The organism is Paraburkholderia sp. DD10, assembly GCF_049177125.1.
Lineage (GTDB): Bacteria > Pseudomonadota > Gammaproteobacteria > Burkholderiales > Burkholderiaceae > Paraburkholderia > Paraburkholderia terricola.
This window is the reverse complement of the sequence record NZ_CP185392.1, coordinates 656410-668233: the sequence shown is the minus strand read 5'-3', so window position 1 is coordinate 668233 and position 11824 is coordinate 656410. Positions and strand designations below refer to the sequence as shown.

The 11824-nt window shown below is 59.6% G+C and carries 15 protein-coding genes and 3 pseudogenes; 11 read left to right on the top strand and 7 right to left on the bottom strand.

Features of this window, described 5'->3' with window-relative positions; genetic code table 11:
* Window positions 1–458 precede the first annotated feature (458 nt).
* Window positions 459–599 carry a hypothetical protein gene (locus tag ACOCG7_RS03155; protein WP_347143726.1) on the bottom strand — a complete coding sequence of 47 codons (141 nt, stop codon included), beginning with the start codon at window positions 597–599 and terminating at the stop codon, window positions 459–461.
* Window positions 600–740: 141 nt separating this feature from the next.
* Here ACOCG7_RS03155 and ACOCG7_RS03150 point away from each other — a divergent pair, with 141 nt between their 5' ends.
* From ACOCG7_RS03150 to ACOCG7_RS03140, 3 genes and pseudogenes are all read left to right on the top strand, one after another.
* A complete protein-coding gene (locus tag ACOCG7_RS03150; RefSeq protein WP_421376795.1) occupies window positions 741–1247 on the top strand; it encodes a hypothetical protein in 507 nt (168 codons plus the stop codon).
* A 52-nt stretch (window positions 1248–1299) separates the two neighbouring features.
* Window positions 1300–1411, top strand: a pseudogene (locus ACOCG7_RS03145) (IS5/IS1182 family transposase); the annotation flags it as partial.
* Between the two features lie 148 nt (window positions 1412–1559).
* A complete protein-coding gene (locus ACOCG7_RS03140) occupies window positions 1560–2075 on the top strand; it encodes a cupin domain-containing protein (protein WP_421376793.1) in 516 nt (171 codons plus the stop codon).
* A 100-nt stretch (window positions 2076–2175) separates the two neighbouring features.
* Here the strand turns inward: ACOCG7_RS03140 and ACOCG7_RS03135 are convergent, their stop codons facing one another.
* Window positions 2176–3051 (bottom strand): LysR family transcriptional regulator, encoded by an 876-nt coding sequence (locus ACOCG7_RS03135; RefSeq protein WP_347143704.1) that lies wholly within the window; start codon window positions 3049–3051, stop codon window positions 2176–2178.
* Window positions 3052–3218: 167 nt separating this feature from the next.
* Between ACOCG7_RS03135 and ACOCG7_RS03130 the strand changes: the two genes are divergently transcribed.
* From ACOCG7_RS03130 to ACOCG7_RS03120, 3 genes are all read left to right on the top strand, one after another.
* On the top strand, window positions 3219–4088 hold the full coding sequence (locus ACOCG7_RS03130) for an NmrA/HSCARG family protein (RefSeq protein WP_421376791.1): 870 nt from the start codon (window positions 3219–3221) through the stop codon (window positions 4086–4088).
* A gap of 236 nt (window positions 4089–4324) precedes the next feature.
* Window positions 4325–4489 carry an FmdB family zinc ribbon protein gene (locus ACOCG7_RS03125; protein WP_073430801.1) on the top strand — a complete coding sequence of 55 codons (165 nt, stop codon included), beginning with the start codon at window positions 4325–4327 and terminating at the stop codon, window positions 4487–4489.
* A gap of 107 nt (window positions 4490–4596) precedes the next feature.
* Window positions 4597–4983 carry an ester cyclase gene (locus ACOCG7_RS03120; RefSeq protein WP_421376788.1) on the top strand — a complete coding sequence of 129 codons (387 nt, stop codon included), beginning with the start codon at window positions 4597–4599 and terminating at the stop codon, window positions 4981–4983.
* A 38-nt stretch (window positions 4984–5021) separates the two neighbouring features.
* Here ACOCG7_RS03120 and ACOCG7_RS03115 read toward each other — a convergent pair whose 3' ends face one another.
* Window positions 5022–5465, bottom strand: coding sequence for a hypothetical protein (locus ACOCG7_RS03115; RefSeq protein ID WP_083082685.1), 444 nt, complete (start codon window positions 5463–5465; stop codon window positions 5022–5024).
* 86 nt (window positions 5466–5551) lie between these two features.
* Here ACOCG7_RS03115 and ACOCG7_RS03110 point away from each other — a divergent pair.
* The 4 genes and pseudogenes from ACOCG7_RS03110 to ACOCG7_RS03095 form a co-directional block, all read left to right on the top strand.
* A pseudogene (locus ACOCG7_RS03110) lies at window positions 5552–5970 on the top strand (DUF5131 family protein); the annotation flags it as partial.
* Window positions 5971–6232: 262 nt separating this feature from the next.
* The gene (locus ACOCG7_RS03105) at window positions 6233–6616 is read left to right on the top strand and encodes a DUF2946 domain-containing protein (protein ID WP_083082686.1); all 384 of its coding nucleotides are present in this window, start codon (window positions 6233–6235) and stop codon (window positions 6614–6616) included.
* Window positions 6617–6718: 102 nt separating this feature from the next.
* Complete coding sequence (locus ACOCG7_RS03100; RefSeq protein ID WP_073430398.1) at window positions 6719–7615, top strand: hypothetical protein; 897 nt, start codon at window positions 6719–6721, stop codon at window positions 7613–7615.
* A gap of 14 nt (window positions 7616–7629) precedes the next feature.
* Window positions 7630–8010: a copper resistance CopC family protein gene (locus ACOCG7_RS03095; protein WP_421376786.1), complete on the top strand. Its 381-nt coding sequence runs from the start codon at window positions 7630–7632 to the stop codon at window positions 8008–8010.
* A 74-nt stretch (window positions 8011–8084) separates the two neighbouring features.
* Here the strand turns inward: ACOCG7_RS03095 and ACOCG7_RS03090 are convergent.
* From ACOCG7_RS03090 to ACOCG7_RS03080, 3 genes and pseudogenes are all read right to left on the bottom strand, one after another.
* Window positions 8085–8902 (bottom strand): IS5 family transposase gene (locus ACOCG7_RS03090; RefSeq protein ID WP_421376784.1). Its coding sequence is split into 2 segments (ribosomal slippage): window positions 8085–8554 and window positions 8554–8902, totalling 819 coding nucleotides; the frame shifts between segments, so codons are not numbered across the junction.
* A gap of 388 nt (window positions 8903–9290) precedes the next feature.
* Complete coding sequence (locus ACOCG7_RS03085) at window positions 9291–9737, bottom strand: hypothetical protein (RefSeq protein WP_073430400.1); 447 nt, start codon at window positions 9735–9737, stop codon at window positions 9291–9293.
* Between the two features lie 32 nt (window positions 9738–9769).
* Window positions 9770–10139, bottom strand: a pseudogene (locus tag ACOCG7_RS03080) (antibiotic biosynthesis monooxygenase family protein).
* 103 nt (window positions 10140–10242) lie between these two features.
* Between ACOCG7_RS03080 and ACOCG7_RS03075 the strand changes: the two are divergent.
* Window positions 10243–10719 (top strand): MarR family winged helix-turn-helix transcriptional regulator, encoded by a 477-nt coding sequence (locus ACOCG7_RS03075; protein WP_073430402.1) that lies wholly within the window; start codon window positions 10243–10245, stop codon window positions 10717–10719.
* A 144-nt stretch (window positions 10720–10863) separates the two neighbouring features.
* Here ACOCG7_RS03075 and ACOCG7_RS03070 read toward each other — a convergent pair whose 3' ends face one another.
* Window positions 10864–11811: a quinone oxidoreductase family protein gene (locus tag ACOCG7_RS03070; protein WP_073430403.1), complete on the bottom strand. Its 948-nt coding sequence runs from the start codon at window positions 11809–11811 to the stop codon at window positions 10864–10866.
* Between the last annotated feature and the right edge of the window lie 13 nt (window positions 11812–11824).

The window sequence follows — 11824 nt, the reverse complement described above, 5'->3', positions numbered from 1 at the left end:
AAGGGATTGGCAGGACGGAGAACCCTGGCGCAGACGACGCCGCCAGGGCGCAGAAGATTGGGCAGATCCCATTCACTTCATCATGCTCCCGGCCGGTCGCGTAGCACCCCGTTTTTCCAGGAGCGTGTCCTCGTATGGATTCGGATTTACATCCCTGTTTTGAACGACGCAGAACAAATCAATTAGTGAATCCCATTGCTCTGGTATAGACCCAATCCTGACCAAAGATTCGGTTGAAGTTCGGCGGTCCCCTACGTCTGAATTTTGTGTTGCGTTATGTTGAATTGCATTAAGCGCAACTGATTCTCTTCGCGCTTATAAATGCCCTGCTGGTTGTTCCGGTCGGAACGACTTCGAGGTTATTTGTCGTATCGGTAAGCAGGACATCGGTGTAGCTTACGCACGCCAGCACCAACTCTGTCCGGATGGGCAAGAAAAGCTTCCCGGCCCCGGCGGCTCTACTGTGATGCTGGGGTATTCGCGTCGAGCCCGAGATGCACCTTGCGCCCCGTGCGGCGCTTCGAGTAACCGTGCTGGCGCACCTTCCATTCGCCTTCGCCCGATTTATGCGACAACGCCATCCTGTCGTGTAATCGCATGTAATTGATTCAGCGATGTGACGGACGTAATGTTTATTCCAGGCAGAAGCCCATCCTCAAACCTTGCCAATAAAGCGACGACGATTTTTCGTCGATTATATGCAGATACATCAAGGATCTTGTGGCAAGGATGATTTCTGTGTGAGGCTGCTGTCGGAAAGGAAGCATTCATTTATCGACTCATCCAATTACCCCTCAGTGGAAAAAATGGCAAAAATTTATTACACGGCCGATACCACCTGGCTCATCGGCGTCACCGATCGCGTCAAAGGCAACAGGGTGGTGCTCGTTCCCGCCAGTACGGAGCACCTGTATACCGAGTGGGACTTCCAATCGGATGGCGGAATCACGCTGCACAGCGACCCCACGCTCGCCATCGACTGCGGAACGGTATCCGACGAGCAATACCTTGCCCTGAACACCTACGTGAAAAACCACGCGTCGGCCTCTCAGCAATGGCAATTCGACCCGCAAGCGGACGACACGCAATCGGGCTACATCGAAAACGTGACCAATTCGCAACTTGTCTTCGACCTCAAATGGAGAACGGTCGCGAAGGGCACGCCCATCTGGACATTCGCGGCAAACGCATCGGATGCGGAGATCTGGAGCCCGGTTCCGGTCCCCCAGGATTCTTTCAAGAAGTGACCTGACCCATGCTTCGATGGTGCGCAGATTTACTTATTCGGCGCACCATCGTAACTGCCTGTGGGCACGACGCACCGAATCGCAGGCAGCCGAGGTTGCCATCCGCGTGGGCATGCTGAACCGCATGGCGGACCTCACGTCCGCAATCCGTTCGCATTGCCTGAAATCATGACCATAGGCCCTTACCTCGTCATTACGCCCGATTAATGCAACAACGCCGCGCTCCGTTGGAACCGACACTCGCGTCAGCACTGAAGAAAAGCGCTCGATCGAGTACTTTGCTGGGACTAATTCAGGCACAAGAACATTACATTGCCGCGCTCGCAGGTTGGCATGGCGTGCGCGCTTTACGTGCGTGACGCTACCGATTGCTTTTCGGACCCATTCGCCGTTTCATTCTCTTCTGACGATCCTTGGGAGAAGCGCATGGAACATCCACTTCCCGACGCGCCACAGCGCTTCGTTATCAGCCATGACGCCGAGACCGACTTCAAGACCGGCGGCCTGCGCGACTATTCCGCTTATCGAGACCTCGGCGTCGCGGCGGCAACGAATGGGCTCGTTAAAGCGCATGTGATCCGCATGATCGCTCCGTTCCGTCCGGAACTCAGCGTGCGGCATCATCACAACGTGCAATTCCAGTGGGTCTACTGTCTGAAGGGTTGGTTTGAAACCGACTTCGAAGGCATTGGGCCGCAACGGCTCGTGCCCGGATCATGCTGGGTTCAGCCACCGGGCATCCGCCATACCGTTGTCGGCTGGTCAGATGATTGCGAATTGCTCGAGATTTTGATGCCGGCGGAGCACGAAACGATCAACGATCGCTGAGCGGCAGGCCGCGTCGTTCGAGATCGTGACGACAGACATTCAGGGCGAGCCGATGCGCAATCCGCGATGGCGGGAATGGCCGTTGTACGTTGGTTGCCTTCTATCCCTTCAGCACGAGCGACGCTTCCGGGAATTGATCGCACATGAAGTCGACAAAAGCACGAACCTTCGGCGAAGAAAGACGCCTTGAGGTGTGCAAGACCCATAGCGCGGCTTCCACCCCCGAAACCGTGCCCCACTGGACCAACTCCCCCCGACTAAGCTGGCTCCATGCAATCGACTGTGGCAGCAGGGCAGCGCCTCCGCCCGCGACAGCCGCGTCGCGGATCATGAGGAACGAGGAAAGTCTGAGCCTTGGGACGGGTTGCAAAACCAGGCGCCCGTCATCGAGGATCCAGTTGGTGGGTTCGAAGTTCGAAAACACGATGCCGGGAACCGCGCTGACCGCGCCCGGGTCGGGCATGGGTACCGAGGGCGCGGCCACCACGACGAGCCGGTCCTTGGCGAAGCACCGGCCCACCAGACTGCTATCCGGGCTCGGGTTGATCCGGATCGCGACATCGAACCGCTCCTCGACGAGGTCGACGAGGCGATCCTCAGCCACCAGTTCGATCGTGATCTCCGGGTAGGCCGCACAGAACCCGGCGCAAATCCGCCCCATCGCGAGCTGCGAGAACAGCATCGGCGCTGCGACACGCAAGCGTCCGCGCGGCGCCGACAGTCCCTCCCTGGCCGCGGTCATGGCTTCGGCCACCTCGTACATCGGCCCTTCGGTTCGAGCCATCAACATCTCGCCGGCTTCCGTGAGTTTCAGCCCGCGGACGCCGCGCTCGATGAGCCGCACGCCGAGTTGCTCTTCCAGATCGGCAATCCGCCGGGACAGCGTCGCCTTCGACTTGCCACTTGCACGGCTTGCCTTTCCCAGTCCGCCATGTATTGCGACAAGCGCGAAGTCGGCCAGAGCGTTCAGATCCATGGTGTTTCACTTTTGAAACAAGGTGTCTACATTTTCACGTCTTCGTTTTAAGAGTGCAACAGCTTATCTTCTCGTTACCGCAACTCGATAGAGAGCGCAAACGACTCCCGCAGCGGCGAGGTCGTGGCGGACTTCTCGCGCTAATCCATCCCTTTCTGGAGATTCACATGAGCATTCTGGTTACCGGTGCGAATGGCACCATTGGTTCTCTCATCGTTCAACGCCTGGCCGACGCTGGCGCCGGGGTCAAGGCGCTCGTTCGCCAGCAGGGCAAGCGGAGCTTCCCCGCGGGCGTCACCGAAGTGGCCGGCGACCTGACGGACGTACCCTCGATGCGCTCAGCGCTGTCGTCGGTACGAACGCTATTCCTGCTGAACGCCGTCACGCCCGACGAGTTGACACAAGGCCTTATCGCGCTGAACCTGGCTCGCGAGGCCGGCATCGAGCGCATCGTGTACCTGTCGGTGATCCATGCGGACAAGTACACGAACGTGCCGCACTTCACGAGCAAGCACACGGTCGAGCGCATGATCGAGAGCCTCGATATTCCCGCGACCATCCTGCGTCCGGCCTATTTCATGCAGAACGAGCAGATGGTCCAGCAGGTGATCCAAAACCATGGCGTCTATCCGATGCCGATCGGCTCGGCCGGCGTCGCGATGGTCGATACGCGAGACATCGCGGACGTTGCCGTCGCGGAACTCCTGCGCCGTGACCGGGCTTCGGCTCCGCTTGCGCGAACCACGTTGGAACTGGTCGGCCCGGATGCATTGACGGGCGCGTCGGCGGCGCGGATCTGGAGTTCCGCGCTGGGACGCGAGGTGACTTACGGGGGCGATGACGTGGCGGCGTTCGAGGCGCAGATAGCCTCGTGGGGTCCCGCCTGGCTCGCGTACGACATGCGTCTGATGATGGGAGGCATCCAGAAGTTTGGGATGCATGGCGCGCAGGACGCGGTGGATCGCCTGCAGGCGATTCTGGGGCGGCCCTTGCGCACGTACGTCGATTTTGTGGCGGAGGCCACTACTGCGGGCTAGACGGCGCAGGTGAGGTGAGACGCGGGCACGGTCCGTTCAGCTCATGGATATTGCGGCGACAGGTCGTGAACGGGAATATCGGCGTTGCCTGCGGCGCATACGCTGAGCGCGGCGTGAGACGCGTCCGCCGGCGTTTCCTGCGCGTTCCTGCACTAGAATGGATTATTCTTGGCTGCGGGCCGTCGCCGGCAATATCTGGCCAGCACGACGTGCGGGATTCTCGTTGGAGGAATGCCATGCCGACTTACCAGTACAGGTGCGAGAAGTGCGGTGAAATGTTCGAACATGCCGAGCATCTTGCTGAACATGAAACCGCTCATCCGGCTTGCCCGAAGTGCGGCAGCCAGCAGGTTCAGCACACACCCACGCCATTTGTCGCGAAGACATCCAGAAAGAGCTGAAATCCGGCTGGCCGAGCAAAGGTAAAAATCCGGCCAGAGCCGGCCGTTCGACATCATGGCCCGGATCGTTATCACTTAGCTGATCCGTTAACGCACGGGGGCTTGCGATGGGCGAACCCAATCTTTCGGAAGTCTATCGGGGCTATATTGCCTGCCTTAACGCGCAGGACTGGTCGAAGCTCGGACGCTTTGTTGGCGACAACGTGAAATACAACGGCCAACGGATCGGCTTATCAGGCTATCGCGAGATGCTTGAAAGAGATTTCCGCGAAATTCCGGATCTACGCTTCGAGATTCAGCTCCTCGTTTGCGAGCCGCCGCACATCGCAAGCCGATTGCATTTTGACTGTACGCCGGTCGGTACGTTTCTCGGGCTTCCCGTGCAAGGGAAACGGGTGGCGTTCGCCGAAAACGTCTTCTATCAGTTTCGCGGAGAGAAAATTCAGGAAGTCTGGTCGGTTATCGATAAGGCTGCGATTGAGAGGCAATTGTAGCGGCGCATGGGCGCCGGCGCCGGGTTGGCTGACTTCGGTCAGGCAAGATTCTCGTGCAACCATACGATCCACCAACGCCACATCGGTACCTGATGATAAAGCTGAGTGGTTGTAATAGACATACAGGTCGTGATCTCAGCGTATTTTCCAGCCACCATTCCGAACCGCGAGTCTGGAACTTCGTCCTCTGACCATTGACACCACCAGTTCTTCGTATCGCCAACAAGACAGTACGGGAAGCGCTGGGGTCGGCTCATATCATTCATCCTCCGAGCCGACACGAAATTCTGATCAATCAGAACCTTGTAAGTCATCGGGATGTCGGTCTTTTCGTTGCCGCGGCAAATGCCGTTTACCTGTTCTCCATCACAAGACAACATGTAAACAGTAACTTCATTTTCGAAGGGCATCCAGGTGGCTATCTGGTCGGGTAAAAACCAGAAGCTTGCGGCGACTACGAGATGACCAATAAGTCGATTCATTCTGCAGACACCTCCGTCAGGTGGCCACGACAGCAGCGAAAAGGGCGACCCAGGTCTCGCGGCCCTTGTTGAGGGGCAACCCTGTCATGAGCGAGAACAGCAAAATCGCATGGATTGACCACACGTTCGACCCGTGGGAGGGTTGTCAGGAGGTCGGCCCCGGCTGCGACCACCGCTACGCTCAAACGCACAACGCGCGCTTCTCTGACGGCACGGCCGCGGGCGTACTTGCGGCGCCGCACGTCGGCAGCGAACCGGCGCAAACCGCTGCAGTGGTCCAGACTGGCTTCTGCTCACGAAGCGGATCGGAAATGCAGCGGCAATGATCGAGAAGAGCCTTCGCCTCGTCGGGCGGGACGTCAACGCACCGTGGCCATTGTCGAACGTCTGGCTCCGCGCGACAGTGGTAAACCAAACAGAAGCGGATCTGTGACATCCCCAGTCACTCGCGATGCCGGCGAGCGCGATCCTTTGCGCGGAACTACTGGTCGGTCCGGTCGATGTCGAACGGCCAATGCCCGGGCCGGACCTCGATCGGTGCGGCCGATTGCTTTCCCAGATGCGAGAAAATCAGACGAGGTAGCCGGCAGGCGATATCGGTGAGCATTGCGTGGCAACGCTGACGTACGTCTCGACGGCATGTCGCCAGGATATTGATCTCGCGGAATCGTCCCATCAACAAATGTGATGTACCCCATACGCGCCTTATACGCTGGGTGCCATAATCGCGCACCATGACGACAGCGTCGCCCCAACCGGCCCGACCCATGCTCGCGCGTTTCCACCTGAAGATTGGCAGCCTTCTGGGATTGCTGGCGATCCTGATGGCGACATTCGCGCCGACCGTGTCCCAGACGCTCGCCGCGAGCCGCGATGGGACGGCTCTTTTTTCCGCCACGCTTTGCTCCGCGCAATCGTCGCCAGACGACGCGCCGGATAGCCATGGTGCTTCCCACTCGCTGGCGTCCCACTTGCAGGCCTGCGGATACTGCAACCTGCTTGCGCACATGCCAGCGTTGCCAGGCGTTCAAGTCGCGTTTGCCGTTGTGGTCTGGGCAATCCAGCATCGCATTGCAACCCGGTTCGATAGCATCCGGCGCGTCCTGCCATTCGTCGCTGCCCAGCCCCGCGCCCCGCCAGCGTCATTCTGAATCAAGTCTTAGCGACGCGATGCATTAGCCGCATCGCAGTGTGTCGCGCGCCTGTCACCAGACAGGCGGCGGCCTGACGACGACTTCAAACAGGAATGAATCATGCACACCATTTCAAGGCGCGGCGGTAAACCGCTGTTCGCGGCAGCCATCCTTTCGGCTGCCATCAGTTCACTTCTGCTATTCCCCTCGCTCGCATCTGCTCATGCGATTGCGGGCGACCGCGTCTTTCCGGCCACCATGGCCGTGGATGATCCCGGCGTAGGCGACGAAGCCAACCTTGTATACGGCCACCAGCGCGTGCCCGGTGACGATGGCGATCAGAGTATCAATACCTTTGATTTCGAGTACGACAAGCTGATCACACCAAGGCTGGCCCTCTCGGTCACCGGCTCCTATGAGATGCAAAACAACCCGACCGCCCGTGGTTTCAACAACTTCGGTCTCGGCCTGAAGTACCTGTTGTACGTCAACGAGGCGCACGAGTTCATGACGTCTGTCGGCGTCAATGCCGAATTTGGCGGCACGGGAAGCCGCGCGATTGCCGACAACTTCTCGACCATTTCGCCGACCGTTTATGTCGGCAAGGGCATGGGAGACCTGCCTGATTCGCTGGCCTACCTGCGTCCTATCGCGCTTACCGCCGAAGCCGCACCCGCCCTCACCACGGGCGCGGGACAGCCTAACGCCTTCAACTACGGCTTCACGTTCCAGTACAGCCTGCCGTACCTGCAGCAGCATGTACGTGACCTGGGTTTGCCGCAACCGCTTGCGAATATCATTCCGATAGTCGAGGTTCCGTTGTCGAGAAGCCAGGGGCAGACAACTGGCACGGTCAACCCTGGTTTCATCTGGGTCAACCGCTACGGTCAATTCGGCGTCGAAGCGCAGATCCCAGTGAACCGCGCCAGCGGCTCGCACGTGGGCATTCTCGTACAGGCCCACATCTTCCTCGATGATGTCGCGCCGAGAACACTCGGCAAACCGCTGTTCCAGTGATGAAGGAGTCCACGATGAACCGGAATCGAGGCACCCGGAGACAGGCCATCGCGGGCATGGCCGGCTTCTTCGCCGGCCTTGTTTTCGCCGACACCGCGTTTGCACACGTATTTCCGCAGAAACAGGAACCGGGAGCCGGCGCGAGCGTTGCTGCACCGTCGGGGGTGAAAATCATCTTCGACGGGCCGCTGGAGCCGGCATTTTCATCGCTCACGATCACCAATGCCGCAGGAAAGCAGGTCAACGCCGATAAGTCCCTGGTCGACCCGCATCAGCCAGAAGCGATCACCGTTGCACTGCCTCCTCTGCAGACCGGGCGCTATATCGTGCACTGGGTGGCAGTCGCTTCGGACGGGCATCGCAGCCACGGCGATTACACGTTCGAAGTCAAGTAGGCGTCGGCGGCATCGCAGCATGTCGAATTCTTTCTCGTACAGTTTGCGGTGCCGTCCGGCCTTTAGAGCGTGTTTCAAAAAGAGTCTTCCGAGCGCTGAAGCGTTCGCCAGCAGATCAGGCAACAGGCGAGTTTGAGGAGCCCTTCATGGATGTCGGCACGACGCTCAAATCGCGTGCGAAGACGGCGGAATCCGTGCAGCCACGCATTGGTGCGCTCGACGACCCAACGTACTTTGCCAAGACCGCTGCCGTGAGGTTCGCCGCGCCGGGCAATCGATGTAGGAATCCCGGCAGCGTGCAACGGCCGGCGATACCGGTCGTGATCGTAAGCCCGATCCGCATAGATTCGGCCTGGCTTGCGCAGTGGCCGACCACGCACGCCGCGAACCGGTGGGATGGCGTCGACCAGTGGAAGCAGTTGCGTGATGTCGTTGCGATTCGCGCCCGTCAGGATGATCGCGAGCGGTGTGCCGTTGGCGTCGGTGGCGACGTGATGTTTGGAACCGGGTCGCGCACGATCGGTGGGGTTCGGTCCAGTTTTTCGCCCGCCCCAACCGCTCGAACAGAAGTGGAATCGATGACGACGCGAGAGAAGTCGATCCGATTGGCAGCGCGCAACTTCGCGAGCAGGATCTCGTGCAGCCGGTCCCAAACGCCAGCCTGTTGCCAGTCGCGCAGGCGACGCCAGCAACTGATGCCCGATCCGCAGCCCATCTCGGAGGGTAGTTCGCTCCAGCGAATGCCGCTCTTGAGCACGAACAGTATTCCGGTCAGCGCAGCCCGATCGGCCACAGGCTTGCGCCCCGGATACCGGAAGCGCCTCGGCCTTGCTGGCGGCAAGAGTGGTTCGATCAATGCCCACAATTCGTCGTCGATGATTGGCTTGGCCATCTCCTCGTTCCGCTTGTCACAACGGTCGAGGTTAACAGCTTTGCGTTTGAGTTAACAGGGGACTAAAGCTCTTTTTGAAACACTCTCTTAAGGCGTTGAAGACGTGTTCGACTATCTTCTCGTCGAATTTCGTATCGGGGTCGAGGGTCTGCAAAGATCGCGACTTGCGGTTTGTGTGTGACCGTGAGAATTGAGCAGGACATTACTTTATCCCTGACCGATTCATTCGAGCCGGCAAGCGGACGCCCGCCACTTTTAATTGAGAGGCAGCAACGGGTCGGTCGCGTGCCGCGAATCGGCGACAGAGCGGTGACCGCCCAATCTCACCGATTCCACACGCCTGCGCGGATCGCTGACAACCAAAGTCGCTCCATCGCTGTTTGCGTGTTTACGCTGGTCGTCGGCGAAACCGACCTTTCATTCGCAGACCATCGCGCATGTTCAAGCCGAGCAATGCGATATTTGCAGCTCCCGCAAAAAGCTCGAGAGCCTGAACGCTATAGAAGACAGCATCGAACTCGCCCCCCTTCGCCTTGGCCGCGAGGAAAAAGGCCGCGGGCATGAGCACCAGAATGCCGTTGGCGGCGATCAGCTGTGTGCGCCTGATCTTCGCGTCGACCAGCATCGGTCGCCGTCCCCTGGCGGAAGCGAACCCTGAGCCTCCCGTTGCTGCGAGCGCCGGAACAAGTAGCGTGAAGCCCCAGCATATGGCCGCTTTGACTACAGCAACGGTCGCGTGAGACGCGAACAGTTCCGCAAGAACCGTTGACATCCAGAACGCCGCAATCGTGAGAATCGCGAGCATGCCGGCAACTGGATGAATCATTTTGAGCATGGTGTCCTTCCTTTTCCGCAAACCTGTTTTCGCTATGCGACGCAGATGCCCGACACTGCAACTTTCTGGAACAGATGCGGACTGGCAACGGGTCGAGGACGGATACGTCGAGAGCTTTGCCCGAAACTCCGGATGTGTAAACGCTGCCCGGAAATGGGACGTCGTCTCCCAGACGGCATAGTTGAGATAGGCCGGGCTATCGCCGATCGCCCGGTGAAGCTGGGTCGAAATGAAACCCGGTTGCTGCTTCATGAACCCCGCGTCGTCTCGCCAAGCCTGGAGGAATACCTGCTCGTCGCTTCTGTCCAACGTGAACACATTCACCAGGATGACGGGGGAGACGTCGAGGGCGATCTGACGCTCAAGCGGAAAGGCAGCATCCAGAGGGCGGATGGATGGCATGATTGGACCCGGAAGATGAGTGGATAACGATACGAAGCTTCCTATGTTGACACTATGTTGTCAATTGGTAAACTTTGATTCATATTGGATTTCTGGTAACCAAATGAAAAAAACCAAGCGAACCCGGGCGGGAACGGCTCTGACTGACCTCATCCTCGGCATGTTTCGGGCCAATAATCTTACATTGGCGTGGGGCGACCGCCTTGTCGCTCCTCTTGGACTAACAAGCGCCCGCTGGCAGATTCTCGGCGCCATTGTGGCGGCGGATCGCCCCCAGCCGGTGGCTTGGCTCGCACGCGATCTCGGCGCCAATCGCCAGAACGTGCAGCGCATCGTCAACGATCTGGGTAAGGAAGGGCTTATCAGCTTCGAGCCCAATCCGCATCACCGCCGCGCGCAACTCGTCGTGCTAACCGACAAGGGACAGCGGACATACGACGCCGCCATCAGCCTGTACGACCCTCAGGTGAACGCACTCGCGGACGAATTCACCTTCGAAGACATCGAAATCGCCGGCCGTGTCATGACGGCCTTGCGGAAGAGACTCGAAGGAGATGAAGGTGCGGGAGGAGAAAGCTGAGCCCAGCGGCGCGTACGGCCGCGAAGCGGATGTAGGCAGGCGCTAGACCGGCGCGACTGGCCAGTTCGCTGCCTTGACGACAACGCTGGCGCGCGCGGTGGTGACCGCCATCGCGTCCCGAAGAATGGGGCGCGGTTGGCGGTTTCAGGCACGCAGTACGAGCCGGTAATCGTCCGCGCCGTCTTCCCACGCTTCAGCGACAGCCGAAAGCGGCAACGTTCTAACCGGCGTGTCAAAACCAGCCTCCGGTATCGCGGCAAGCAACTCGCCAGCGCCTGCAACCAGCTCGTTCATCGAGAGGCTTCCGATGCCACATCCGAGAATCTCCAGTCCTGAACTACGCAGGCTGTGAGCGCTGATCGCAATCGACTCTCCCGCGATCGAACCAATCTGGACGTAGCGAAGCCGTGGCTCTCCGGCACTTGAGCCGCGATTGGCCGTCGCAGCAGCGATTATGCGAGTGGCCGGTTCACCCCAAAGGTAGTCCAGCACCACATCGACCCCCTCCAAAAAGGCGCGACGCAGCGCCTCATCCGCATTCTGGTCCAGAGGGATCTTATCGACTGCCTCGGGCAGTGAGGCCAGCTTGGTCTCGTTGCGACCAGTGGCAATAATCCGGCTCGCCCCGAGATTTGTCGCGATCTGGACGGCGAGTGCGCCGGCGGAACCCGTTGCCCCATTGATCAGCACAGTTTCGCCTGCTTGAAATTCGGCGCGGCTTCTGAGCGCAACCCAGGAGGAGAGCCCTGCGGTCACGACGGCCGCCGCGCGCTCGTCGGCGACGCCCTCGGGCACGGGAACGACGGAACTCGTCGCAACGAGCGTTTTCTCCGCCATGGATCCGAACGGCGGCTTTGGAAACAGGAAGTACACCCGCCGACCGGCAGCGTCGGTCCCGACGCCATCGATCCCCGGCACAAAACCGGCCGCGGCACCACTGGCGTAGTGCTTGCCGGCGGCGAGACTTTTCACGATCGGGCTAAGCGGTGCGACACTCACATTGACGACCGTCTCACCCTCACCCGCCTCTGGTTCGTCGTAATGGCCGAAGACGGGTGGCGATCCAAATGCATGAACGACTGCAGCCCGCATTTGCCTATCCTTT

What these genes read in the sequence shown, in the direction of transcription:
- ACOCG7_RS03095 (WP_421376786.1), top strand. Translation starts at nt 7,630, where the DNA reads ATGAACCGGAATCGAGGCACCCGGAGACAGGCCATCGCGGGCATGGCC.
- ACOCG7_RS03115 (WP_083082685.1), bottom strand. Translation starts at nt 5,465, where the DNA reads ATGAATCGACTTATTGGTCATCTCGTAGTCGCCGCAAGCTTCTGGTTT.
- ACOCG7_RS03120 (WP_421376788.1), top strand. Translation starts at nt 4,597, where the DNA reads ATGGGCGAACCCAATCTTTCGGAAGTCTATCGGGGCTATATTGCCTGC.
- ACOCG7_RS03075 (WP_073430402.1), top strand. Translation starts at nt 10,243, where the DNA reads ATGAAAAAAACCAAGCGAACCCGGGCGGGAACGGCTCTGACTGACCTC.
- ACOCG7_RS03100 (WP_073430398.1), top strand. Translation starts at nt 6,719, where the DNA reads ATGCACACCATTTCAAGGCGCGGCGGTAAACCGCTGTTCGCGGCAGCC.
- ACOCG7_RS03135 (WP_347143704.1), bottom strand. Translation starts at nt 3,051, where the DNA reads ATGGATCTGAACGCTCTGGCCGACTTCGCGCTTGTCGCAATACATGGC.
- ACOCG7_RS03155 (WP_347143726.1), bottom strand. Translation starts at nt 599, where the DNA reads ATGCGATTACACGACAGGATGGCGTTGTCGCATAAATCGGGCGAAGGC.
- ACOCG7_RS03130 (WP_421376791.1), top strand. Translation starts at nt 3,219, where the DNA reads ATGAGCATTCTGGTTACCGGTGCGAATGGCACCATTGGTTCTCTCATC.
- ACOCG7_RS03125 (WP_073430801.1), top strand. Translation starts at nt 4,325, where the DNA reads ATGCCGACTTACCAGTACAGGTGCGAGAAGTGCGGTGAAATGTTCGAA.
- ACOCG7_RS03085 (WP_073430400.1), bottom strand. Translation starts at nt 9,737, where the DNA reads ATGCTCAAAATGATTCATCCAGTTGCCGGCATGCTCGCGATTCTCACG.
- ACOCG7_RS03070 (WP_073430403.1), bottom strand. Translation starts at nt 11,811, where the DNA reads ATGCGGGCTGCAGTCGTTCATGCATTTGGATCGCCACCCGTCTTCGGC.
- ACOCG7_RS03105 (WP_083082686.1), top strand. Translation starts at nt 6,233, where the DNA reads ATGCTCGCGCGTTTCCACCTGAAGATTGGCAGCCTTCTGGGATTGCTG.